This window comes from Paraburkholderia gardini (assembly GCF_907164545.1).
GTDB classification, from domain to species: Bacteria; Pseudomonadota; Gammaproteobacteria; order Burkholderiales; family Burkholderiaceae; genus Paraburkholderia; species Paraburkholderia gardini.
In genome coordinates, this window is record NZ_CAJQZB010000002.1 from 33,966 (window position 1) to 58,354 (window position 24,389).

General features: G+C 63.2%; 21 protein-coding genes. 3 read left to right on the forward strand and 18 right to left on the reverse strand.

The genetic code is table 11. The annotated features are described in order from the left end of the window. Positions 1–95: 95 nt before the first annotated feature. Genes bioB through bioA form a run of 4 tightly spaced genes read right to left on the reverse strand, consistent with a single transcriptional unit; the run spans position 96 to position 4,479 of the window. Positions 96–1,184 (reverse strand): biotin synthase BioB, encoded by a 1,089-nt coding sequence (gene bioB, locus LPA37_RS02030; protein ID WP_229011249.1) that lies wholly within the window; start codon positions 1,182–1,184, stop codon positions 96–98. A gap of 36 nt (positions 1,185–1,220) precedes the next feature. Continuing rightward, complete coding sequence (gene bioD / locus LPA37_RS02035) at positions 1,221–1,940, reverse strand: dethiobiotin synthase (protein WP_228977231.1); 720 nt, start codon at positions 1,938–1,940, stop codon at positions 1,221–1,223. After that, complete coding sequence (gene bioF, locus LPA37_RS02040) at positions 1,937–3,121, reverse strand: 8-amino-7-oxononanoate synthase (protein ID WP_229011251.1); 1,185 nt, start codon at positions 3,119–3,121, stop codon at positions 1,937–1,939. The genes bioD and bioF overlap by 4 nt, the downstream gene beginning before the upstream one ends. Continuing rightward, complete coding sequence (gene bioA, locus LPA37_RS02045) at positions 3,121–4,479, reverse strand: adenosylmethionine--8-amino-7-oxononanoate transaminase (protein WP_229011253.1); 1,359 nt, start codon at positions 4,477–4,479, stop codon at positions 3,121–3,123. Before bioA ends, bioF begins: the two co-directional genes overlap by 1 nt. Here bioA and LPA37_RS02050 point away from each other — a divergent pair. Then, positions 4,472–4,876, forward strand: coding sequence for a hypothetical protein (locus LPA37_RS02050; protein WP_229011255.1), 405 nt, complete (start codon positions 4,472–4,474; stop codon positions 4,874–4,876). The genes bioA and LPA37_RS02050 overlap by 8 nt on opposite strands. 613 nt (positions 4,877–5,489) lie before the next feature. Here the strand turns inward: LPA37_RS02050 and LPA37_RS02055 are convergent. The 7 genes from LPA37_RS02055 to LPA37_RS02085 form a co-directional block, all read right to left on the reverse strand. Next, positions 5,490–6,764: a dienelactone hydrolase family protein gene (locus tag LPA37_RS02055; RefSeq protein ID WP_229011257.1), complete on the reverse strand. Its 1,275-nt coding sequence runs from the start codon at positions 6,762–6,764 to the stop codon at positions 5,490–5,492. A 459-nt stretch (positions 6,765–7,223) separates the two neighbouring features. Then, positions 7,224–7,676 (reverse strand): YchJ family protein, encoded by a 453-nt coding sequence (locus tag LPA37_RS02060; RefSeq protein WP_228977243.1) that lies wholly within the window; start codon positions 7,674–7,676, stop codon positions 7,224–7,226. Positions 7,677–7,782: 106 nt separating this feature from the next. Beyond that, the gene (locus LPA37_RS02065) at positions 7,783–8,460 is read right to left on the reverse strand and encodes an SDR family oxidoreductase (protein WP_228977245.1); all 678 of its coding nucleotides are present in this window, start codon (positions 8,458–8,460) and stop codon (positions 7,783–7,785) included. Between the two features lie 102 nt (positions 8,461–8,562). Then, positions 8,563–9,756, reverse strand: a complete 1,194-nt coding sequence (locus tag LPA37_RS02070; protein WP_229011259.1) for an acetyl-CoA C-acetyltransferase — start codon at positions 9,754–9,756, stop codon at positions 8,563–8,565. Further along, positions 9,749–10,525, reverse strand: a complete 777-nt coding sequence (gene can / locus LPA37_RS02075) for a carbonate dehydratase (protein WP_229011261.1) — start codon at positions 10,523–10,525, stop codon at positions 9,749–9,751. Before can ends, LPA37_RS02070 begins: the two co-directional genes overlap by 8 nt. Positions 10,526–10,619: 94 nt before the next feature. Continuing rightward, complete coding sequence (aceK, locus tag LPA37_RS02080; RefSeq protein WP_228977251.1) at positions 10,620–12,455, reverse strand: bifunctional isocitrate dehydrogenase kinase/phosphatase; 1,836 nt, start codon at positions 12,453–12,455, stop codon at positions 10,620–10,622. Positions 12,456–12,523: 68 nt separating this feature from the next. Continuing rightward, entirely contained in the window at positions 12,524–13,006 is a 483-nt protein-coding gene (locus LPA37_RS02085) for a MerR family transcriptional regulator (protein ID WP_228977253.1), read from the reverse strand. A 181-nt stretch (positions 13,007–13,187) separates the two neighbouring features. On the opposite strand from LPA37_RS02085, the gene LPA37_RS02090 reads away from it, so the two are divergent. Beyond that, a complete protein-coding gene (locus LPA37_RS02090; protein WP_229011263.1) occupies positions 13,188–14,258 on the forward strand; it encodes an MBL fold metallo-hydrolase in 1,071 nt (356 codons plus the stop codon). Between the two features lie 87 nt (positions 14,259–14,345). Here LPA37_RS02090 and LPA37_RS02095 read toward each other — a convergent pair whose 3' ends face one another. The 5 genes from LPA37_RS02095 to argS form a co-directional block, all read right to left on the reverse strand. Then, complete coding sequence (locus LPA37_RS02095; protein ID WP_229011265.1) at positions 14,346–15,932, reverse strand: ABC transporter substrate-binding protein; 1,587 nt, start codon at positions 15,930–15,932, stop codon at positions 14,346–14,348. 337 nt (positions 15,933–16,269) lie between these two features. After that, positions 16,270–17,049, reverse strand: coding sequence for an SDR family oxidoreductase (locus LPA37_RS02100; RefSeq protein ID WP_228977258.1), 780 nt, complete (start codon positions 17,047–17,049; stop codon positions 16,270–16,272). A 15-nt stretch (positions 17,050–17,064) separates the two neighbouring features. Beyond that, the gene (locus tag LPA37_RS02105) at positions 17,065–17,706 is read right to left on the reverse strand and encodes a thiol:disulfide interchange protein DsbA/DsbL (RefSeq protein ID WP_228977528.1); all 642 of its coding nucleotides are present in this window, start codon (positions 17,704–17,706) and stop codon (positions 17,065–17,067) included. A 44-nt stretch (positions 17,707–17,750) separates the two neighbouring features. Then, positions 17,751–18,512: an SPOR domain-containing protein gene (locus LPA37_RS02110; RefSeq protein ID WP_228977260.1), complete on the reverse strand. Its 762-nt coding sequence runs from the start codon at positions 18,510–18,512 to the stop codon at positions 17,751–17,753. Between the two features lie 94 nt (positions 18,513–18,606). Continuing rightward, positions 18,607–20,397, reverse strand: a complete 1,791-nt coding sequence (gene argS, locus LPA37_RS02115) for an arginine--tRNA ligase (RefSeq protein WP_228977262.1) — start codon at positions 20,395–20,397, stop codon at positions 18,607–18,609. A gap of 357 nt (positions 20,398–20,754) precedes the next feature. Between argS and LPA37_RS02120 the strand changes: the two genes are divergently transcribed. Beyond that, entirely contained in the window at positions 20,755–21,081 is a 327-nt protein-coding gene (locus LPA37_RS02120; protein WP_228977264.1) for a DUF1840 domain-containing protein, read from the forward strand. 130 nt (positions 21,082–21,211) lie between these two features. Here the strand turns inward: LPA37_RS02120 and LPA37_RS02125 are convergent, their stop codons facing one another. After that, positions 21,212–21,424 carry an acid-shock protein gene (locus LPA37_RS02125; RefSeq protein ID WP_228977266.1) on the reverse strand — a complete coding sequence of 71 codons (213 nt, stop codon included), beginning with the start codon at positions 21,422–21,424 and terminating at the stop codon, positions 21,212–21,214. Positions 21,425–21,582: 158 nt separating this feature from the next. Continuing rightward, positions 21,583–24,381: a methionine synthase gene (gene metH / locus LPA37_RS02130; protein WP_267478078.1), complete on the reverse strand. Its 2,799-nt coding sequence runs from the start codon at positions 24,379–24,381 to the stop codon at positions 21,583–21,585. Between the last annotated feature and the right edge of the window lie 8 nt (positions 24,382–24,389).

Genomic DNA, 24,389 nt, shown 5'->3' on the forward strand with positions numbered 1-24,389 from the left:
AAAAGGCCGCCTGAGCGATCAGGCGGCCTTTTGCATTGCAGCGGTCCGGCGTGACGCGTTCAGGGCGTCGCGCCACGCTTCACGTCGAAGAAAAATCAGTGACGATCACAGCCATGTTCGCAGCCGCTTTGCTCGACGGGCATCTGCTGTGCCGCTTCGGCGCGGATGCCGAGGCGTTCCAGCAGCTTGCGGTCGGCTTCGGCCTGCGGGTTGCGGGTAGTCAGCAACTGGTCGCCGTAGAAAATCGAGTTCGCGCCCGCGAGGAAACACATCGCCTGCAGCGCCTCGTCCATCTGCTCGCGCCCGGCCGACAGGCGCACCATCGCTTTCGGCATCGTGATGCGCGCGACCGCGATCGTGCGTACGAATTCGAACGGATCGAGCGCCTCGGTGCCGCTGAGCGGCGTGCCTTCGACCTGCACCAGATTGTTGATCGGCACCGACTCCGGATACGGCTCCATGTTCGCCAGCTGCGTGATGAGGCCCGCGCGCTCGCGACGCGATTCGCCCAGCCCGACGATTCCGCCGCAGCACACGTTGATGCCCGCATCGCGCACGCGCTCCAGCGTATCGAGACGGTCCTGATAAGTGCGCGTCGAGATGATCTGACCGTAGAACTCCGGCGACGTATCCAGGTTGTGGTTGTAATAGTCGAGACCGGCTTCGCGCAGTCCGTGGGCCTGATGTGGTTCGAGCATGCCGAGCGTCACGCACGTTTCGAGACCCATCGCTTTCACGCCGCGGATCATTTCCTTGATCGGCTCAAGATGACGGTCCTTCGGATTGCGCCACGCCGCGCCCATGCAGAAGCGCGTCGCGCCGTTCTCTTTCGCGACGCGGGCGGCTGCGAGCACCTCGTCGACGGGCATCAGCTTGTTGGCCTTCAGACCCGTGTCGTGATGCACCGATTGCGGACAGTACGCGCAGTCTTCCTCGCAGCCGCCCGTCTTGATCGACAGCAGCGTGGAAAGCTGCACGCTGTTCGCATCGAAATGCGCGCGATGCACCTGTTGCGCGCGAAACAGCAGATCGTTGAACGGCAGTTCGTACAACGCGACGATATCCGCCACGCGCCAGCGCGCGGGTGATGATGCTGCATTTGCCGTGCTTGCGATATTCGCGGCGCCCCCAGCATGTTGAGCGGAAGGCTCGGCGAGTGTGGTTTCTGTGTGGAGATCGGTCATGGCGTCAATCCTCGGAGACGGTGATTCAATTCGTGTTCAGTGCCGCGCTTCGCGCAGCGCATGCAACAGGGTGGCGACGTCCAGATGATTCGCGGCGTCGTCGGGTGATGTGGGGCTCAGATGCGGCACGACGCCGAGGAGCGGCGCGTCGTAGTGCCGGTCCAGCCAGTCGCGGATCGTGGCGATGTTTTCGTCAGCGAAATGCATTGCCGGGTCGATGCGGTTCGCGACCCAGCCGGCCAGTTGCAGTCCGCGTGCGGCAATCGCTTCCGCGGTGAGCAGCGTGTGGCTGATGCAGCCGAGCCGCATGCCGACCACGAGCACCACCGGCAGGTTTAGCGCGAGCGCGAGGTCGGCCGTATCGTGTGCATCGGTGAGCGGCACGCGAAAGCCGCCGACGCCTTCGACCACGACAACATCCGCAAGCGTCAGCGCCTCGGCGTGACAATCGACGATGTGCGCGATATCGAGCGACACGTTTTCCAGCGCGGCCGCGATGTGCGGCGCGGCGGGTTCGCGCAGCAGAAACGGCGTGCGTATCGCGGCGGGCAGCAGCACGCTGGCGGCTGCGTCGAGCTGATCCGCGTCTTCGTTATGCCACACGCCGTCGCGCTCGAATGCGCCGGCGGCGACCGGCTTCATCGCGGCGGCGCGCAGTCCTTCACGCGAGAAGCCGCGAAGCAACGCTGCCGAGACGAGCGTCTTGCCGATCCCGGTGTCGGTGCCGGTGACGAAAACGGAGAGCGGCGCGTTCATGCAGCGCACCCGCTCAGCGTTTTCAGCGCGGTTTCCAGCAGGTCCATATCCGCGTGGGAATGCGCCGCCGACAGCGAGATGCGCAGGCGCGACGTGCCGGCGGGCACTGTCGGCGGACGGATCGCAGGCACCCACAGGCCCGCGCGATCGAGTCCGGCGGCGACTTCGAGCGTGGTTTCGTTCGCGCCGATGATGAGCGGTTGCACGGCTGTGTGCGAATCGACCGGCAACCAGCAGGTTTCCTTGAGCATCGCGCGCGTGCGTTCGATCAGCGTCCGCAGATGCGCACGACGCGTCTCGCCTTCGGCGCCGCCGATGATGCGCAGGCTTGCCGAGACCGCATGCGCGACGGCGGGCGCCGCCGCGGTCGTGAAAATGTAGGGGCGCGCGCGCTGCACGAGCCATTCGATCACCGTCTCGTGCGCGGCGACGAATGCGCCGGACACGCCCGCGGCCTTGCCGAGCGTGCCGACCATCACGAGATGCGGCGAGCGCAGCGCTTCGTGCGCGAGTGCCCCGCGACCTTGCGGGCCGAGCACGCCGAAGCCATGCGCATCGTCGACGACGAGCCACGCGCCGTGCTTTTCCGCCAGCGCGACGAGCGCGGCGAGCGGCGCGATGTCGCCGTCCATGCTGAAGACCGTGTCGGTGACGATCATCTTCACCGCGGCGTCCGACGCTTCGAGCATTGCCGAAAGCGCATCCGCGTCCGCGTGCGGATAAATCTGCACGTCGGCACGCGAGAGCCGCGCGCCGTCGATCAGCGAAGCATGATTCAGCGAATCGGAGAAGAGCGTCGTACCGCGGCCCGCGAGCGCCGTCACGACGGCGAGGTTCGCCATGTAGCCGGTGCTGAAGTAGAGCGCGCGCGGCGCATCGATGAAGCCGCCCGCGAATGCGGCGAGATCCTCTTCGAGTTGCGCGTGGGCGCGCGAGTGGCCGCCGAGCAGATGCGAGCCGCCGCTACCCGCGCCGTAGCGCTGTGCGCCTTCCGCGACGGCCGCGATGAGTTCCGGATGCGCGGCGAGGCCCAGATAGTCGTTGCTTGCGAAGCCGACGATCGCGCGACCGTCGACCGTCATGTGTGCGGCGCACGGTGTATCGAGGGTACGGCGGCGACGCCGCAGACCGCGTGCGTCGATATCGTTCAGGCCTTGTGTGAGTGTGTCCAGCAAATGCATTAGCGAGCTCTCGTGAGTGTGGCGTCGAACGTATCGCGCGTGCGTGCTGCGAGCAGCGCGAGTTCCGCGTCGTCGAGAATGTACGGCGGCATCAGATACACGGTTGTGCCGATCGGGCGTAGCAACAGTTCGCGCTGCAGCGCGTTTTCGAAGAAGCGGCGCGAGAAGGTCGCGGCTTCTGCTTTGTCTTCGAGGACGGCATCGAACGCGAAGATCGTTCCGCACTGGCGAAGATTACGTGCCTGCGGATGTGTTGCTAGCGGTTCGAGCGCGGCGCGCAGCATCGCGGATTTTTTCGCATTGGCAGCGAGGACGTTATCGTTTTCGAAGAGATCGAGTGTCGCGAGTGCGGCGCGGCACGCGAGTGGATTGCCTGTGTACGAATGCGAGTGCAGAAAGCCGCGCGTCGTGTCGTCGTCGTAGAACGCTTCGAATATTTCGTCGCGTGACAGAACGATTGAAAGCGGCAGATAGCCACCGCTGATGCCCTTCGACAGACACAGGAAATCGGGCCACACTCCGGCCTGTTCACACGCGAAGAAGGTGCCCGTGCGGCCGCAGCCGACGGCGATTTCATCGGCGATCAGATGGATGCCGTACTGGTCGCATAGCGCGCGCAGGCCGGCAATGTACGACGTATCGTGCATTGCCATGCCAGCGGCACATTGCACGAGCGGCTCGACGATCAGCGCGGCGATGTGCGTGCCTCGCGCATCGAAGAGCGCGCGCACGTTATCGAGCGCGCGGCGTGCGGCGTCGGCGGCTGTTTCGCCATCCTGCGCGAGTCGGGCATCTGGCGAAGCGACGACATGTGCGTTGCGGATCAGCGGATCGTAGGCGTCCTTGAAGAGGGCGACGTCGGTGACACCGAGTGCGCCGATCGTTTCGCCGTGATAGCTGTTCGCGACGCAGACGAATTCGCGTTTCTCATCGTGGCCGCGATTGCGCCACGTGTGAAAGCTCATCTTGAGCGCGATTTCGACGGCTGACGCGCCGTCCGACGCGAAGAATGCGTGACCGAGCGTGTTCTGCGTGAGTGCGTGCAGACGTTCGGCCAGTTCGATTGCCGGTTCGTGCGTACAGCCGGCGAGCATTGCGTGTTCGAGCGTATCGAGTTGCGTTTTGAGCGCGGCGTTGATGTGTGGATTGGCGTGACCGAAAAGGTTGACCCACCAGGAGCTGATGGCATCGAGATAGCGACGGCCGTCGCGATCATAAAGCCACGGGCCCGCGCCGCGCGCGACGGCGATGAGCGGCAGACGCTCGTGATGTTTCATCTGCGTGCAGGGATGCCAGACGGCACGCAGGCTGCGGGTGATCCAGTCTTCGGTTGATGTAGGTGTTGTGCGCATGTTCATGCGGGCCTGCTTTTTTTTCAGGCGTGTTTGTTCGGTGGTTTTTGGTCAATCGTCGGTTTTTTGCGCGGCGATGTGGGGCATCGCGGTCGATGCGGGGCTCAGATTAGCTGTTTATCCTGGTGTTTGCATTAGCTGGAATTTGCTGGGTTTTTCTGTTTGGCTCGAGGTTGAAGGGGGTTTGGCGCGGCTCAGGGCTGTTGGTTTACGAACATCGCAGATGAGCGCAGATGACGACGGCAAAGTCATGCCGCCCAATGAGGGATCTTTTTGCCCCTTTGGCGGGGCGGCATTTTGTTTTTCTGGATTTTTGGCCTTTCCTTGTTTTGCATTTGGTCTATTAGCGTCGCCCCTGTGCGGGGCGGCACCTACTTTTCTTTGGCTTGCCAAAGAAAAGTAGGCAAAAGAAAGGCGCTTCGAAAGGCCATCTTTTCCTCGTGCATCATTTACGGGGAATGGCAATCCATGAAGTGTCACCTCCACACTTCACACGGCATCGGTCCCCGCGCGATTCCATCCCACGCGCGCTCCATGCTGGTGACAAAGCCATCATTCACCCGACTCCGCGCTACGCGCATCGCCGACCGGCATAACCCCTCCGCACACTCGCACTCGCACTCGCGCCATCGCCATCGGGGATTTTCGGCTCTTTGAACCCGTAGCGCCAAACGGCCGCTCCGCGACGCACGTAGTGCGGAGTCGGATGAATGAGCCCTTTGTCACGAGCAGTGCTGTGCGGGGAATCAGATCGTGCGCGGACCAGCACGGGGGGAAGCGCGAGGGCGACATCCCATGGGTTGCCGTTCCCGGGGGATGACACACCAGGAAAAGACGAGTTGTCGAAGCGCCTTTCTTTTGCCTACTTTTCTTTGGCAAGACAAAGAAAAGTAGGTGCTGCCCCGCACAGGGGCGACGCTAATAGACCAAATGCAAAACAAGGAAAGGCCAACCAGAAAGAGCAAAAACCGCAAGCAGAAAAAAGCAGAAAAGGAAAAAGCAAAAAACCGCTCGCGCTAGCGAGCAGCAAGCGCTCCTTTCCCTTCAGCAGCAGAATCACCCGCCCCATCAGCCGTCTGCGTATCAGCAGACCCCTTCCATACGACGGCCTCATTCACAGCATAAAGCCGACACGCATCCTCACTATGCTTCTGGCAGTTGGCCATCGCCACCGACATCGGATCATCGCCGCCCTCCGCCCATGACCACGATCCGGAATCCGAAACAGCAAACGCCCGGCTCGGGTACTGATGCAAAAAGTTCCGATACCCATTGCGTCCCGCTTCATCGAGAAACGGCACGGCATCGACAGCATCGATCGATGCAAATCCCGTCGGCTTCGGTGGCGCCGGATCAGTCACGTGATATTGCACGCCCGTGGGCATCCCCACCCGCGCAAGGAATGCCTCGACGGCCGGCCACCAGACCCGCACGCCGTCGCGATCGCCCACCAGCCGATGCGCGTCGTTCTTGTACACGCCAAAATCGACCATCTTCGCGCTCGCGCCATGCTCCACGTAAGCGGTGTACATCTTCCCAACCAGCGCGGCCGGCCAGATCGAATCGTTATCGCCATACAGCCACAGCGACGGGACACGCGTCTTTTCGGCGTAATCGCCAAACGCCTGCACCAGGTTGCCCTGCCAGTCGGCGCACGAGTCTTGCCGCAGTCCGCCCGAAAAATTGATCAGCGCCCGCACGCCCGACGTCGCTTCGGAACCATATGCAATCGTCGCGAGACCACCGTGTGACGTGCCGGACACAACGATATGCGTCGCATCGACGTACGGCATCCTCGACATGAAATTTATCGTCGCCGCCACGTCGGCCGCCTGACCCAACCCGTTGCGCGCGATATCGCAACCATCCTGCTCGTAAGTGCCCCCTGATTCCGCAAAGCCGCGACGGTTCGGCGCCACGACCACGTAACCGCGTCGCACGAACTCACGCGCAAGCGGCAACGGATCACTGCGCTCCTGCGTGCGCGGATCGCCGCGAATCTTGCCGTGGTTGAAAACGATCATCGGAAACGGACCTGCGCCGTCCGGCTTGTAGATCGTCGTTTCAAGCGTGATCGAGCCGGAAGCGTCCGCCGGAATGCGGATGACCTGCTCATTCAGGCTCGCGGGAACGGTGGGAAGGTAGGCGTCGTCGAGAACAATCGGCGCGACGTGCGCGCTTCCCAGCGGGCCAGCCGGGGTGTCGTGAAGCGGATCCGCGCAGACCGGCGATGCGGCAAGCGTCGCACACGCCATGACGATCCATCCGGTCAAAATATTTCTGAACATCATCCGCTCTACCCGCCTGCCCTGGACGCCACCTGAGAACTGCCGCCTCCCGGTTCTCACCTGACGAATCGTTTTCAGCGCCCGCCAGAGCGCAAAAAATCTCGTGTATGTGGCGCAAAGCACTCGCATACAGTTGCAATTCGTATGGGATGAACCGAAAGCCGGCCGGCGCGCAAATCGTTTACGCCGTTATTTGAGCACCAGCGATACGCCGGCACTGCAAGATCCACATGGGCATCCTGGCACGACAAATTATCTTTGTGCAATGCAGGAGAACCCCCGGATCGAGGCAATACCCCGGCGAGACAGATCGGCGAAACAGCGGGAACAAGCGCCGGCGCGGCCTGCGGACGGACCGGCCCCAAAGACATAGTGGCGCGAGGCCAACAGGAAAATACTGGCGATTTTGAGGGCCATGAAGGATCGTGCCATCTGGACAGGCTAATCGTAAGCTGACCGGAATCAGCGTTCGCTTACATCGCCGTCGACGTAACGCCACCGGCCATCCTCGCCACGCACAAAGCGGCTGAGTTCCTGCAGCCGGTGCGCGCGTCCACCCACCTTGTATCGCGCGACAAATTCGACCTCGGCGTTGCGGGCGTCAACGGCGGTGAAGCGTTTGATTTGCAGTCCGAGCCAGCGAGGCGCATCGGCGGCTTCGGGATCGACGTCGAGGTCCGCGGGGCAGGTTTGCGGCGCCCACGTCGCGCGCAGATACGCCGTTTCGCCCAGCACGTACGCGCTGTAACGCGAGCGCATCAGTTCCAGCGCGTCGGATGCGCTCGCGCCGCCATCGATGAGCCGCCCGCAACACGCGGCAAAACGAGGCGGTTTCGCACCGTTGCGCAGGCTGGGCGCGGCGCCGCCGCACGGGCAATCGGACGGCCGCGCTGTCTTCGAGGCGGAAAGGGTCATCGTCGAAGGTTCAGTTCAGTCCGCGCGCGATCAGTATCTTCTGGGTGCGAACCGCGTCGCGGATCATCTGATGGTCCTGATCAAGCACCATGGCTGCCTCGTCTCCTCACCACTCGAGTGGCGTGCCGTCGTATTGGTAGAAGCGGCCATTGAACGCGTCGCGCGCGCCGGCGGCCTGCGCCAGCACGTCGCGCATGCCGGCGACGCTGCGTTCCGGATCGATGGCCGCCTGCGCGCCACCCATGTCGGTGCGCACCCAGCCCGGATGCAGCGACAGACACGCCGCCCGCGTGGTCTCGAGCGACGCGACCTTGATCGCGTCGTTGAGCGCCGCCTTGCTCGCGCGATAGAGCCAGCCGGTCGTGCCGCTCGCCTCGCTGATGCTGCCCATCTTGCTCGACAGCACGGCGAGCACGCCACCCGCGTCTTCGACGAGCGGCAGCAGAACCGGAATCAGCTGCATCGGTCCGCGCACGTTGGTGATCATCACGTGATCGAAATCCTCGGCGGTGAAGGTCTCGACGGTTTCCGTACGCGGACCGTATACGCCGGCGACGATCACCGCGGCATTGAGCGGCTCGCCGTCGAGTTTCCAGCCGAGGGCGGCGATCTCTTCGGGTTCGGCGATATCGAGCGAAAACGTCTCCACGCCGAGATCGGCCAGCGCATCGAGCGCGGCTTCGTCGCGCGCGGTGGCCAGCACGCGCCAGCCGGCACGCCGGTACTGCCGGGCGAACTCGCGACCGATGCCGCGTGATGCACCCACGATCAACGCTGTCTTCATCTGCCGACCTCGTCCTGATGTACGGTTTGCATGCCTGTCATTTGCCGCGTCCGCGCTTTGCGTCCACTCGCGTGCGGCGCGCGCCGCACGCGAAACATCTGCTTAAACCAGCTCGACGCCCATCGCGGTCGCTTCGCCGCCGCCGATGCACAGGCTCGCGACACCGCGTTTCAAGCCGCGCTGTTTCAGCGCGCCGATCAGCGTGACGAGAATGCGTGCGCCCGACGCGCCGATCGGATGACCCAGTGCGCACGCGCCGCCGTTCACGTTGACCTTCTCGTGCGGCAGATGGTGCTCTTTCATCGCGGCCATCGTGACAACCGCGAAGGCTTCGTTGATTTCGTACAGATCGACATCGTCGGCGCGCCAGCCGTTCTTTTCGAACAGTTTGCGGATCGCGCCGACGGGCGCCGTCGTGAACTTCGCCGGTTCCTGCGCAAACGTCGTATGACCGACGACGCGCGCGAGCGGCGTCACGCCGAGTTTTTTCGCGGTCGACTCGCGCATCATCACGAGCGCCGCGGCGCCGTCGGAAATCGACGACGAATTCGCCGCCGTCACGGTGCCCGTCTTGCTGAACGCGGGCTTGAGCGTCGGGATCTTGTCGAGGTTCGCCTTGAACGGCTGCTCGTCATGGTCGACCGTCACGTCGCCCTTGCGGCTTGCGACGGTAACCGGTGCGATTTCCCATGCGAACGAGCCGTCTTCGTTGGCGCGCTTCGCGCGTTGCAGCGATTCGATCGCGAACGCATCCTGCGCCGTGCGCGTGAAGTCGAAGGAGCCTGCGCATTCCTCGGCGAACGTGCCCATCAGACGGCCCTTTTCGTAGGCGTCTTCGAGGCCGTCGAGGAACATGTGATCGAGTACCTGTCCGTGCCCCATGCGCATGCCGCCGCGCGCTTTCGGCAACAGATACGGCGCGTTCGTCATGCTTTCCATGCCGCCCGCGACGATCACGTCGACAGAACCGGCGGCCAGCATGTCGTGCGCGAACATCGCCGCGCGCATGCCCGAGCCGCACATCTTGTTGACCGTGGTGCTGCCCGTGGCGAGCGGCAGGCCCGCGCCGAGCGCGGCCTGCCGCGCGGGCGCCTGGCCCAGGCCGGCAGGCAGCACGCAGCCCATCACTACTTCTTCGACCTGCTCCGGTTTCAGGCCGGCGCGCTCGACGGCCGCCCTGATCGCCACGGAACCGAGTTGCGGTGCGGTCAATGCGGCGAAATCGCCCTGGAACGCGGCCATCGGTGTACGCGCCACCGAAACGATCACGACCGGATCACGTTGTATCTCACTCATGTTTCAGCTCCTTGATCACACCTTCGACGATGGCCGGCACATCGCCGAGCCTCGCGGCATCGGCGACGACGACGTCGTTGTCGGCTTCGTGCGCGCGGCCCGCCGATACGGCGGCCACGCAATGTTCGTACGTTGCGGCGAGCGTGTCGGGCGCGCTCGTCGCCATGCCGAGATCGCGCACGCGGCCGTCATGGATGCCATACGCCCAGCCATGCACGGTCAGCTCCTGGCCGCGCGCCCACGCGTCGTTGACGATCGTGGTGCGGCACACGTTGACGACCTGCTCGATCGTGTTCAGCTCGACAAGACGACGGTGACGCGCATCGCCAAGCGGCCACTCCTCGAGCAGCGCTGCGTGTTTCTCGCGCACGTCCTGCACGTGATGCAGCCAGTTGTCGGCGAGACCGATACGTCGCCCATGCAGCGCCGCGCCGACGCCGGAGCATCCGTAATGGCCGACCACCATGATGTGCTTGACCTTCAGCAGATCGACGGCGAACTGGATCACCGACAGACAGTTCAGATCGGTGTGCACGACGACGTTGGCGATATTGCGGTGCACGAACACTTCGCCCGGCGGCAGGCCGATGATCTGGTTCGCCGGCACGCGCGAATCGGAGCAGCCGATCCACAGGTATTCCGGCGTCTGCTGATGCGCGAGCCGCGAGAAGTATTCCGGATCCTGGGCGAGTTCTCGTGCAACCCACGCCTCGTTATTGTCGAACAGGCGCGAGAGCGGATTGGCAGGAGGTTGAGTAGTCGTATTCATAGGTGTCTTGTCAGGGTTCAGGGCCGGTCATGCGCCCAGTGTCTTAACAACAGGAACAAACGGCATGGACGGTCCACGCGTATTGCGCGCGAAATCACGCGACACGTTCAGCGCGCGCGGCAGGTTCGCCGTCCGCGTTTTGCGGTTGCGCATCCGGAACGCTGAAGCGCTCTGGATAGCAGTTGCAGAATCGCATGCCTGGGTCATAGGGAAAGAAGTCGGGTAGTTCACCCGTGAGCAGGTGCTCCTTGCTGGTTTGCCATAATGCCGGCTCGAAGAAATCCGGATGGTGCTTCATGAAACTTTTGCGCACCCTCGGGTCGCCGAGCAGGAACGTGCCGTACGTTTCCGGAAAGATATCGTGTGGGCCGACGCCATACCACGGCTCGCCCGACAGTTCGTCTTCCTCGTTGCGCGGCGCCGGCACGGCGCGCACATTGCAGTCCGTCAGATATTCGATTTCATCGTAGTCGTAAAACACGACGCGTCCGTGGCGCGTCACGCCGAAGTTCTTGTACAGCATATCGCCGGGGAAGATGTTCGCCTGCATCAGCTCCTTCACCGCGTTGCCGTACTCCTTGATGCCGTGATCGACATCGGCATCCGTGCCGTTTTGCAGATACAGGTTGAGCGGCACCATTCTTCGCTCGATGTACAGATGCCTGATCACGACGCTGTCGCCGTCGTATTCGAGCAGCGACGGCACTTCCTTTTCCAGCTCGCGAAGCAGCGCGTCGTCGAGGCGCGACAGCGGCAACGCGACGCTCGAATATTCGAGCGTGTCGGCCATGCGCCCGAGGCGGTCGTGCCGTTTGACGAGCTGGTACTTCTGCTGGATCTTCTCGCGCGTGGTTTCCTTGGGCGGCGGGAAACTGTCCTTGATCAGCTTGAACACATACGGAAACGACGGCAGCGTGAACACCAGCATCACGAGCCCCTTGATGCCGGGCGCGACGATGAACGGATCGCTCGAGTGCTTCAGATGATGCAGCAGGTCGCGATAGAACAGGTTCTTGCCCTGCTTCTGCAAGCCGACCGACGTATAGATTTCAGCCTTCGGCTTGCCCGGCATGACGGTTTGCAGAAACACCACGTATGCCGACGGCACTTCCATATCGACGAGGAAATACGAATGCGAAAAGCTGAAGATGATCAGCAACTGCTCGCGTCTGAGCAGGGCCGTATCGAGCGCGAGCAGGCCGGGCTGCACATGGCGTACCGGTATCGCGAACGGCAGCACCGCCTCGCCATTGATGATGCGTCCAACGATATACGCCGCCTTGTTGCGAAAAAACAGCGACGACAGCACGTGAATCTGGAAGTTGGCCGCCGCTTCGAACGTACCGAACGCATCGTGAATGGCCTGCATCACGCAGCCGGCATCGCGCGTCAGATCCTCGAACGGCGGCTCGAGCTGGAAGTTCGTGACGATGCGTTCGAGCGTTGCCGCGAAACCATCCTTGCCGGGGTAATACGCGCGGTACGTCGGCTTCGCGGCGGGTTCGTCGTTCTCGATGTATTCGGTCGAGATCGCCGGACGCACGAAGATGAAATCGTTGTTGAAATACGAGCGGTGCAGGATCTTGCAGCACACGGAATTGAAGAACGTTTCCGCGCATTCGGGCTGGCGATGCCGCGTCAGCAGGCCGATGAAGTGCAGCTTGATCTGCTGCCACACTTCGTCGTCGATGTTTTCCGCGTCGTATTCGTCTTCGAGCAGGACGACGCATTCCGCGACGCGTTCGTCATACGACGTGATGCGCTCGCGTGCGAGCTTTTGGTGCCCGAGCCAGTCGCCGGCTTCGAACAGCGTCTTTGCGCGGATCGCCGCCTCGCGGAAAATCCGGTAGTGACGATCGAATCCCTCGAGCATGGTCTGCGCGACATCGAAGCCGATCTGCGACGAAAGCAGTTTGGGAAATTGACTCATACCGACCGTGCGTGCGTTTGATGTCGTGAAGTCACCCGCAATTGTATCGTCCCGGGCGCGCGCCGAAGCTAATGCGCCACTTTCCCGTCTGCCGGCCGCGCGTGCTGCGCCGGAGCGCGCCCGGCGTCTCCGGTAGCCGGCCCGGCGACGTTTTCAACCCCGGCTCGCGTGCCGCTTTCGAGCAGCGCCCGCGCCTGTGTTTCGTACTGGGCGAGATCCTCGAGCGTCGCGTTCAGGTCTTCCAGCTGGCGTTCGAGCACTTCGCGATGACGGTTCACCGTCGCAAGGAACGCGTTCAGTTGCGGCACGGTGTCGGTCGGGGATTCGTACAGATCGAGCAACGCACGGATTTCCGACAGCGTGAAGCCAAGCCGCTTGCCGCGCAGCGTGAGCTTCAGGCGCGTGCGGTCGCGACCGGAATATACGCGTCGCAGCCCGCTCGATCCTTCCCGGCTGGGAGAGAGTAAACCCTGATCTTCGTAGAAGCGGATGGCGCGCGGCGTGACGTCGAATTCGCGCGCGAGCTCGGTGATCGTGTATTGCGTGTTCATCGGGTATCCCGTGAATGGCCGACTCGACTGGCCCAAAGCGGATTGGACGTGAGATAGACGTTTACGTTATCGTCAACCTTGATAAAGCGCAACATTGCCTCGAAGCAGGGTGCGCCCGATATCGCAATACCTGCCGCAATACCCGCACTACGCCTGCCACGCTTCTGGACCGATCCCTACGATGAATGCTCTTGAACATCAACTCGACTATCCGTTCCGCGACACGCTTCCCGAACCGGGCCACGCTCTCGAAGTCGCGCCCGGTGTGCGCTGGCTGCGCATGCCGCTGCCGTTCGCGCTCGACCACATCAACCTCTGGCTGTTGCGCGACGAGATAGACGGCGAGGCAGGCTGGACGGTCGTCGATTGCGGCGTCGCCAGCGACACGATCAAGGCGAACTGGGAAACGGTCTTCGACACGGCGCTCGAAGGCCTGCCGGTGCTGCGGGTGATCGTCACGCACTGTCATCCCGATCATCTGGGCCTCGCGGACTGGATCTGCACCGGCGGCGAGCGAAAGCGCTGGGACGTCCGGCTATGGATCTCGCTCGGCGAATACATGCTGGGGCGCGTGATGGCGGCCGGCGATGGCTCGAACGCCGGCGGCGAGCGCGCGGCGGCGCATTTCGAGCGGCATGGTCTGACCGATGAGGCGTCGATCGACAAGCTGCGCAACCGCACGAGCTATTACTCGAGCCTGGTGCCCTCGATACCCGCGCAATACCGCCGGATGCGCGAAGGCGACGGGCTCGCGATCGGCGGGCGCACGTGGCGCGTCGTCACGGGTTTCGGCCATTCGCCGGAACACTGCGCGCTGCATTGCGAGGAAACCGCCGTGCTGATTTCCGGTGACATGGTGTTGCCGCGTATTTCGACGAACGTGTCGGTGTTCGACATCGAGCCGGAAAGCAATCCGCTTGCGCTGTATCTGGAGTCGCTCGGCCGTTACGAAACGATGGCACCCGATACGCTCGTGCTGCCGTCGCACGGCAAGCCGTTTACGGGCGTGCGTACGCGTATCGGCCAGCTACGCGATCATCACGATGCGCGTCTCGCCGAGGTACGCGCCGCCTGTGCGGAAAAACCGCATAGCGCCGCGGACATCGTGCCATTGATGTTCAAACGCCAGCTCGATATCCATCAGTTGACGTTCGCGATGGGCGAGGCGCTTGCCCATCTTCACGTGCTATGGCTCAAGGGAGAATTGAAGCGTCAGTTCGATGGCGATGGCGTGATCCGCTTTTCCACGTGACGATGACGCTGACGTATCGCTGCTGATGGAAAAACAGGCCCGCATGGGCCTGTTTTTCTGCACGCCGTTAAACGACGGGTGACGGCGTTACCGCACCACGACCGTCGTGAAGTTCTGCCGGCCGAACGGGCTCACGCTATAGCCGCTCACGTTCGCTCGCGTCAGCGCCGCCGCGACCGGATAACCCAGCGGAATCCACAGCGCTTCGTCGTGGATGATCTTCTGCGCGGCCTCATAGGCTTTCGTGCGCTTCGCCTGATCCGGTGTCGCCTTGCCTTCGTCGATCAGCTTGTCGAGTTGCGGATCGCAATAGCGCGCGAAGTTGATCCCCGACTTCACCGCATTGCAGCTAAAGAGCGGCGACAGGTAATTGTCGGGGTCGCCGTTGTCGCCGGCCCAGCCCATGAAGAGCGCGTCGTGCTGGCCCTGCTTCGCCAGCTTGATCAGCTCGCCCCATTCGATCACCTTCACGTCGGCTTTCACGCCGATCTTCGCGAAGTCGGCCTGCAGCAGTTCCGCGCCGGCCTTCGGGCTGGGATTCAGCACGCTGCCGTTCGGGCGCACCCAGATCGTCGTTTCGAAGCCGTTCGGGAGGCCCGCGTCGGCAAGCAGCTTCTTCGCTTTCGCGACGTCATACGGATACGGCTGGATCGCCTTGTCGTAGCTCCATGTGTTCGGCGGATACGGATTCGTCGCGGGCGATGCCGTGTTGTCGAACACCGTTTTCAGATACGTCGCGCGGTCGAACGCCATGTTCAGCGCCTGGCGCACCTCCGGATTGTCGAGCGGCTTCTTCTGCGTGTTCAGCGCGACGAACGCGGTCATGAAGGCGGGCGTCTGCACGACCTTCAGCGACTTGTCGGTCTTCGCATCGGCGACGTCCTGCGGCTTCGGCGACAGCGCGATCTGGCATTCGCCGGCCTTGATCTTCTGCGCGCGCACGGAGGCGTCCGGGGTGATCGCGTAGATCAGGCGGTCGATCTTCGGCTTCGCGCCCCAGTAGGTCGGGTTCACGTCGTAACGGATGACCGCGTCTTTCGTGTAGCTCTTCAGCACGAACGGGCCGGTGCCGATCGGCTTTGCGTTCAGGTCGACCTGCTTGCCGGCCTTCAGCAACTGGTCGGCGTATTCGGCGGAATAGATCGATGCGAAGCCCATCGAGAGAATCGGCACGAACGTCGCGTTCGGCTCGTTCAGCTCGAATTTCACCGTGTTGTCGTCGACTTTCGTGACGGCCTTGACCAGCTTCACGAGACCCATCGACTGCGCATGCGGAAAGCCGCTCGGGCCAGCCACCTTGTGCCACGGATTGTTCTCGTCGAGCATGCGCGTGAATGTGAAAACGACGTCGTCGGCGTTCAGCGCATGCGATGGCTTGAAGTAACCGGTACTCTGGAACTGCACGTTCGGACGCAGATGGAACGTGTATGTGAGGCCGTCGGCGCTTACGTCCCACTTGTCGGCGAGGGAGGGCACGACTTTCTTCGCGGCTTCGTCGTACGACACGAGTGTATTGAAGATCACATCGGCCGAAGCGTTGGTGGTCACGAGCGAGTTGAACTGGACGACGTCGAAGCCGTCCGGGCTCGATTCCGTGCAGACGGTCAGCGGCTTCGCGAGGACGAGCACGGGCGCTGTAGCGAGCAGGGCGGCGGCGAACAGTTTGAAGCGCATAGGATCTCCGGTAACAAACGTGGTCAGGCAGTGCGCCGGGTTCGTTGCATGGGCGCTGCGAGGACGCGGATCGTGGCTGATACAGACCGCTTTATTGTGAATCGTTTTCGATGCGGGCGCGTGACCCAGCCGGGTGCCAGTCGGGCGTGCCCGCCTGGGGGAAAGCTTAAACGCTGCGTGGTTGCGACGACAACAACTTAATCGGCATACCGATATGGGCGACGGCGTTTGCCCGTTGCCTAACGCGCGGCTATCCGATGGATGGATTGCGGCGTGCGGCCGGCATCGATGTCGACAGCGTTCCTGTGCGACGCGTTGGTGTCTCGACGCGCACGCGTCACGATCCGCTATCGGACGCCCGAGGCTTGCGCGGTGCCTTTTCGAACGCGAGGTCGTACAGCCAGCGCGGCAACACGTGCAGCATCGCACCCGCGATGCGCATCTGCCACGGGAACGTCGCGAAGACGGTCTTCTTCGCGATCGCATCGGCGACCTTCGTGGCGAAGCGGTCTGCGTCCATGAGGAACGGCATCGGATACGGATTGTGCCTGGTCATCGGCGTACGGATGTAGCCGGGCGCGATCGTCACGACCGGGACGCCGAACGGCCGCATCTCGACGCGCAGTGCCTCGAGATACTTCTGCGCCGCCGATTTCGACGCGCTGTACGCGCCTGAACCCGGCAGTCCACGCACGCCCGCGACGCTCGTCACGCCGACGAGCGTGCCTTTGCGTGCCGCGATCATTGCGCGCGCGAACGGCTCGAACGTCGCGACCATGCCGAAGTAGTTGATGTCCATCACGTCGCGAAACGCCGCCAGATCGCCTTGACCGGTGACCGCGCCGCGGCTGATGCCCGCATTGGCGATCACCACGTCGGGGCAGCCATATTGCGCGATGAACTGTTCGGCCGCGGACGCCAGCGCGTCGGCATCGCGAACATCGACGGGATAAACGGAGATGAGGTGCTGCGGATGCGCCTGCTGAAACGCGGCGAGTGCTTCGCCGCGACGGGCGACGAGGCCGAGAATCGCACCGCGCCGCACGTATTCGGCGGCGAGTGCCTGACCAATACCGCTCGACGCGCCGGTAATGAAAACCTTCAACGGTGAATTCATACCGGCGCCCGGGTGTTACATCTTCTTCGCGCGGATCTGTGCGACGAGGTAATCCAGCACCTGGATCGTGCCCGGCAGGCTGTCGGTCGCGGCCGGGCCGGTTTCATACTTGCCCTGCACGGCGAGCGTCGGCACGCCCTCGATCTTGTAGGCGTCGAGCAGCTTCTTGTCGCGTTGCAGTTCGCTCTGCGTCGAGAACGAGTTGTACGCGTCCATGAACTTCTTCGGATCGACGCCGTTCTTCGCGAGGAATCTGGCCTGATCTTCCGGCGTCAGCAGGTAGTTCTTGTTGACGTGGATTTCGTTGAAGATCTTCGGTGTGAGTTGCTGCGCGAGACCGAGCGCGTCGAGTGCGTGATACAGCTTCGAGTGCGGAATGAAGTCGTCGCGGAAAGCAACCGGCACGCGCTTGAAGACGACATCCGGACCCTGCTTCTTGATCCACGCCTCGAGGAACGGGTCGAATTCATTGCAGTGCGGGCAGCCGTACCAGAAGAATTCGGTGACTTCGATCTTGCCGGCCGGCGCTTCGACCGGTTGCGGCGAGGCGAGCACGGTGTAGTCCTTGCCGGCGACCGGCGCGGCGGGCGAAGCCTGCGCTGCGCCAGCGGTCACGAGACCGAGCGAGAGAAAGAGAATGCCGAGTAGTTTTTTGATCATGTTGTATTGACCTGTGAAGGCGGAATGGCGTTGGCCTGTGGTTACTGTCTGGTGAAGCGGATCACGGCGGTGTCCACTCCAGCATCAGACAGCCGCTGGCGTGTTGTGTTCATATCCTCGAATTTCGAGAACGGCCCGATGCGTACGCGATAGTACGTGACGCCGCCGGCATCGCGCTGCGTGACCTTCGATTCGAAACCCTGGAAGCCAAGACGCGCGCGCTGCTGCTCGGCGTCGGCGGCTGTCTTGTAGGCGCCGACCTGCAGGAAATAGCCGGTGTTCGCCTCCGCGGCGGAGGGCGCGGAGCCTGACTTCGCGTTCGCCTCGGCCTGCTTCGGTGCGGACGTTGCCGTGCCCGCGGTTGCGCCTGAAGGTTGTGGCTTCTTGCCTGGCGCGGCGCTGCTGCCGTTGTCGGTGGCGGCCTTCGGCGGTACGGCGACGCCGTTCGCGGTCGAAGGCGGCACTTCGACGATCTGCGGCTCTTCGAGCATGCCCGACGACTGCGTCTGGTTGGTCGTCTGGCCGGGCGCGGTGTTCGGCGGCGCCGGCTGGGCGGCCTGCGGCACGGGTTGCCCCGGCGTCTTGCCTTGCAGCGGACGGTTCGGATCGTATTGCGGCTGGCTTGCGCCACCCTCCGATGCCGCAGGCGGCGCGACTTTCGACACAAATGGCGTGGGCGCACGTGTGATATAGAGCGCCACCACCACCGCGATCGCGAGACCTACGATGAGGCCCAGCACGATGCCGAGGAACGTGCCCCCGGACTGCTTTGACTGCTTCGTTGTGCGGCGTGGTTTTGCCATCGTCTGAATCACCTGCCAGAGAAATGAGTCTTGAAAAGAGCCTGGAACGACCGTCGATTATAACGACGGCCGCACGCAAGTCGCATTGCGACGATTACATCTTTTCGGGGGCCGAGACGCCGATCGTCGCGAGACCGTTGGCCAGCACCTGGCGCGTCGCGGCGAGAAGCGCGGCGCGCGCGTTGCGGGCCGCTTCGTCGTCGACCAGCACACGTTCGGCGCGGTCATTGTAGAACGAGTGAAATTCACCCGCGAGATCGCGCAGGTAGAACGCGACCGCGTGCGGCGCGAGCTCGCTCGCGGCGTGTTCGAGCATGTCCGGGAATCCGGCGATCTTCTGCAACAGCGCGAGCGAGCGTTCGGTGACCAGCGGCGAGAGATCAACCGCCGGCAGAATGGCTTCGTCGGCGTTGTAGCGCGACTTCCATTCGTTCAGCACCGAGCAGATCCGCGCATGCGCATACTGCACGTAATACACCGGGTTTTCGTCGCTCTGCTTGAGCGCGAGGTCGACGTCGAACACGAATTCCGTATCGGCCTTGCGCGAGATCAGGAAGAAGCGCACGGCGTCGCGGCCGCGGCGGATCGTCTCTTCGTCGAGCAGGTCCGGCGACACTTCCGCGCCCGGCGTCGCGCCGCCCGACCACTCGATCAGGTCGCGCACCGTCACATAACTGCCCGCGCGCTTCGAGATTTTCACCTCGGCGCCGTCGCGCATCACGGTGACCATCTTGTGCAGGATGTAGTCGGGATAGCCCTTCGGAATGCCGACGCCGAGTCCCTGCAGACCGGCGCGCACGCGCGCGATCGTGCCATGGTGATCCGAGCCCTGCACGTTGATGACCTTCGTGAAGCCGCGCTCCCACTTCGCGACGTGATAGGCGACGTCCGGCACGAAGTACGTGTACGTGCCGTCGGTCTTGCGCATCACGCGGTCCTTGTCGTCGCCGTCGTCGGTGGTGCGCAGCCACAGCGCGCCCTCCTGGTCGTACGTCTTGCCGGCGGCGACGAGCGCCGCGACCGTCTTTTCGACGCGGCCTTCCTTGTACAGCGACGATTCCAGATAGTACTGGTCGAACTTCACGCCGAAGGCCTGCAGGTCCATGTCCTGCTCGTGGCGCAGATACGCCACGGCAAAGCGGCGGATCGCGTCGATGTTCTCAACGTCGCCTTCGCCCTTGACCGGCTCGCCGTCGCTTGCCGACACGGTTTCGCCCGCCAGGTAATCGCGCGCGATGTCAGCGATGTACTCGCCGTTGTAGGCCGACTCCGGCCAGCCGGCATCGCCCGGCTTGAGCCCGCGGGCGCGGGCCTGGGTCGAAGCGGCGAGGGTGGCGATCTGCACGCCGGCGTCGTTGTAGTAGAACTCGCGATGCACCGCATAGCCTTGCGAAGCGAGCACGTTCGACAGCGCGTCGCCGAGCGCGGCCTGACGGCCGTGACCCACGTGCAACGGACCGGTCGGGTTCGCCGACACGAATTCGACCAGCACCCGCTTGCCGGCTTCGCGCGTCGAGCGGCCGAACGCTTCTTTTTCGGCGAAGACGGCGCCGACCGCGGCCTGCTTCGAGGTCGCGGCAAGACGCAGGTTGATGAAGCCCGGACCCGCCACTTCCGCGCCTTCGACGAGCCCCGCAGCCTTCGGATGCGCGAGCACGGCTTCGACGATCTGCTGCGCGAGCTGGCGTGGATTCGCACGCAGCGGTTTGGCGAGCTGCATCGCGACGTTGCACGCGACGTCACCGTGCGCGGCGACCTTTGGGCGTTCGAGTGTGATCACCGGCTCGACGAAGGCGGCTTCGGTCGCGCCCTGGGTCGTCCGGGCGACCTGCTTCACGGCATCGGCGAAGAGGGTTTCGATGGTTTGTTTATGTGCGGGCAGCATGCTTGTTGCGAGTCCAGTGAGGCAGTCCGTGTGTTCGGGCGCGGCACCGGCCTTGTTTAATGCTTCCGGCCGGTCCGTCGAATGAGGTGGAAAGCGGGCTTCGTGCCGCGACAGCCGCGGCGGCGCCATCGGCATGTCCGGCCATCGCGGCGCGTGACCATGCACACAAGGCCCTGTGCGGCGCACCAGTCGGCGCTTTTCCGTTCAGACGGATTTTAGCAGGTGCTAATATATCCAATGAGATACCCGGCAACAGCCGGGGCCGCCGGCACGCGCGAAAGCGTTGGCGGGACCAGCGCGGACGCGTTCCGATTGACGCCGCGCGCGCGGATCCAACAAAACGAAAAGGGAAATGTCATGTTGATTACTTTTAAGTGCCGCTCCTGTCCGGATGTGGTGATGCTGGAGAATCTCGCCCAGTATCTGGTCGGTATCGTGGGCAAGCGGTTAGGCGAGCGTGGCGTCATCACGCACGATGAGCTCCCCGGCGCGATCACGAAACTCGAAGCCGCGATTCACACCGACAAGAAAGAGCGCGCCGAGCACGACGGCCACTTCCACGAAGGGGAAGAAGGCCATGAGCATCACGAGATTCCGATCGGCCTCGCGCAGCGCGCGTTCCCGTTCCTCGACATGCTGCGCGCGGCGCAGAAGGAAAACACAGACGTCCTTTGGGGCATCTGACAGGGCCGGCGGTACGCCACTGCGCTGATGGAGCGCGATGCCCTCTTCGTGCGTATCGATCCTTGCCTGACAAAAAAGAGCCCGCATGCGATGCGGGCTCTTTCGTTTCCTGCTGATGGATCGCCGGTATTTACTCGCTGGCGGCGTTTGCCGGTGCGGCCATCGGCGCCGAGGCACCCTTTTTTGTCTTCGCCTTCTTCGGCTTCTTCACGTGCCTGGTCGTGGGCGGTGAATACGAACTCACCGAGCTCGCCTGCGCCGGGGCCGCCGGCTGTTGCGCCAGCGTCACCGAGGCGCCGCAGGCGAGTGAAAGTCCAGTCAATATCAGCGTCAGCTTCTTCATGCGATTTTTCTCCATGACGGTTGCAAGTCATTGAACCGACGCGTTTTTAGGCCGCGTCTGGCGGGATCAGGCAATCGCAGTCTACAAAGCCGAAAACCAGGCTGCCTGAAATATTCAGCTTATACGCGCAACGATATAGTCCGTCCCGCGCGGGCCGCCTATAGCTGGGGAGCCAGTGCCCGGCGGGCATCGGAGGCTGACAGGCTGGCGCGCCGCGCGTAGTCCGCCAGCTGGTCTTCGCCGATCTTGCCGACCGAAAAATACGTGCTGTCCGGATGGGCCAGATAGAAGCCCGACACGCTTGCCGCCGGCAGCATCGCGAGCGATTCGGTCACGCTCATGCCGGCTTCGCCGGCCTGCAGGTAGTCGAACATGTCGCGCTTGACCAGGTGGTCCGGGCACGCCGGATAGCCCGGCGCCGGACGGATGCCCTTGTACTTTTCACCGATCAGGTCGTCGTTGGAAAGCGTTTCGCCGCTCGCATAGCCCCACAGGTCACGGCGGACACGGGCGTGCATCGCTTCGGCGAACGCTTCCGCGAAGCGGTCGGCCAGCGCTTTCAGCATGATCGCGTTGTAGTCGTCGTGATCCTTCAGGAACTGCTGTTCCTTCACGTCGACGCCAATTCCCGCCGTCACCGCGAACATCCCGATGTAATCGGCGACGCCCGAATCCTTCGGCGCGATGAAATCGGCGAGCGACCTGTTCGGCCGCATCACGCCGTCGACGACCGGGCGCACGCTCTGCTGGCGCAGGTTGCGCCAGGTCAGCGCGACTTCCGAGCGGGATTCGTCCGTGTAGATTTCGATGTCGTCGTCGTTCACGGTGTTGGCGGGCAGCAGCGCGATCACGCCGTTGGCCTGCAGCCACCGCCCCTGGATCAGGCGTGCGAGCATCGACTTCGCGTCCGAAAACACCTTGCGCGCCGATTCGCCGACGATCTCGTCGTTCAGGATCGCCGGGTAGGGGCCCGCGAGATCCCACGTCTGGAAGAACGGACCCCAGTCGATGAACGGGGCCAGTTCGTTCAGGTCGAAATTTTTGAACACACGGCGGCCGATGAACTTCGGCTTCACCGGCTGATAGCTGCGCCAGTCGATCTTCGTTTTGTTCGCGCGCGCTTCGGCGAGCGTGACCATCGGCAGCGCCTTCTTGTTGGCATGCTGCTCGCGGATACGGTCGTAGTCGGTCTTGAGGTCTTCGAGGTACTTCGCCGCGCCCTGATCGGACAGCAGGCTCGACGCCACCGAAACCGAGCGCGATGCGTCCGGCACGTACACCACCGGCCCATCGTAATGCGGTGCGATCTTCACGGCCGTGTGGACGCGCGACGTGGTCGCGCCGCCGATCAGGAGCGGAATCTTCTTGATGCGGAAGTAGTCGTCGCGCTGCATTTCCGACGCGACGTAAGCCATTTCCTCGAGGCTCGGCGTGATGAGTCCGGACAGGCCGACGATATCAGCGCCCTCGACCTTCGCCTTCGCGAGGATGTCGTTGCACGCCACCATCACGCCCATGTTGACCACTTCGAAGTTATTGCACTGGAGCACCACCGATACGATGTTCTTGCCGATGTCGTGCACGTCGCCCTTGACGGTCGCGATCACGATCTTGCCTTTCGCGCGCACATCGCCGCCGGCCAGTTCGAGCAGTTTCTTTTCTTCTTCGATGAACGGGATCAGGTGCGCGACCGCCAGCTTCATCACGCGCGCCGACTTCACCACCTGCGGCAGGAACATCTTGCCCTGGCTGAACAGGTCGCCGACGACGTTCATGCCGTCCATCAGCGGGCCCTCGATCACGTTGATCGGGCGGCCGCCCGCGGCCGCGATCTTCGCGCGCGCTTCCTCGGTGTCCTCGACGATGAAGTTCGTGATGCCGAGCACGAGCGCGTGGGCGAGACGCTTCTCGACCGGCTGGTTGCGCCATTCGAGGTTCTCTTCTTTCTTCGCGGCGCCGGTTTTGAATTTGTCGGCGATTTCGAGCAGACGGTCGGTGCCGTCGTCGCGCCGGTTCAGCACCACGTCTTCGACACAATCGCGCAGTTCCGGGTCGAGGTCGGCATATACGCCGAGCTGGCCGGCGTTGACGATGCCCATGTCCATGCCCGCCTGGATCGCGTAGTACAGGAACACGGTGTGAATCGCCTCGCGCACCGGATCGTTGCCGCGGAACGAGAACGACACGTTCGACACGCCGCCGCTCACCTTCGCATACGGCAGGTTTTCCTTGATCCAGCGCGTCGCGTTGATGAAGTCGACGGCGTAGTTGTTGTGCTCTTCGATGCCGGTCGCGATCGCGAAAATGTTCGGATCGAAGATGATGTCTTCCGGCGGGAAGCCGACTTCGTTCACGAGGAAGTCGTACGAGCGCTTGCAGATCTGCGTCTTGCGCTCATACGTATCGGCCTGACCCTGTTCGTCGAACGCCATCACCACCGCTGCCGCGCCATAGCGGCGAATCAGGTTCGCATGATGGCGGAATGCTTCTTCGCCTTCCTTCAGCGAGATCGAGTTCACGATGGCCTTGCCCTGCACGCATTTCAGGCCCGCCTCGATCACTTCCCACTTCGACGAGTCGATCATGATCGGCACGCGCGCGATATCCGGCTCGGAGGCGATCAGATTCATGAAGCGGACCATCGCCGCTTTCGAATCGAGCATCGCTTCATCCATGTTGACGTCGATGACCTGCGCGCCGTTCTCGACCTGGTGACGTGCCACCGCGAGCGCGTCGTCGAACTGGCCGTTGAGAATCATGCGGGCAAACGCTTTCGAGCCCGTCACGTTGGTCCGTTCCCCAACGTTGATGAAAAGCGAGCCGGAAGTGACGTTGAACGGCTCGAGGCCGGCGAGGCGCATGGTGTGATCGGTCATGTCTTGTGCCTGATTCGGTTGCGTGCTGCGGGGAGTTGCCGCGGTTGCCTGCTTGTTGCCTGATTGAAAATGAGCAGTCAGTGTGGCCG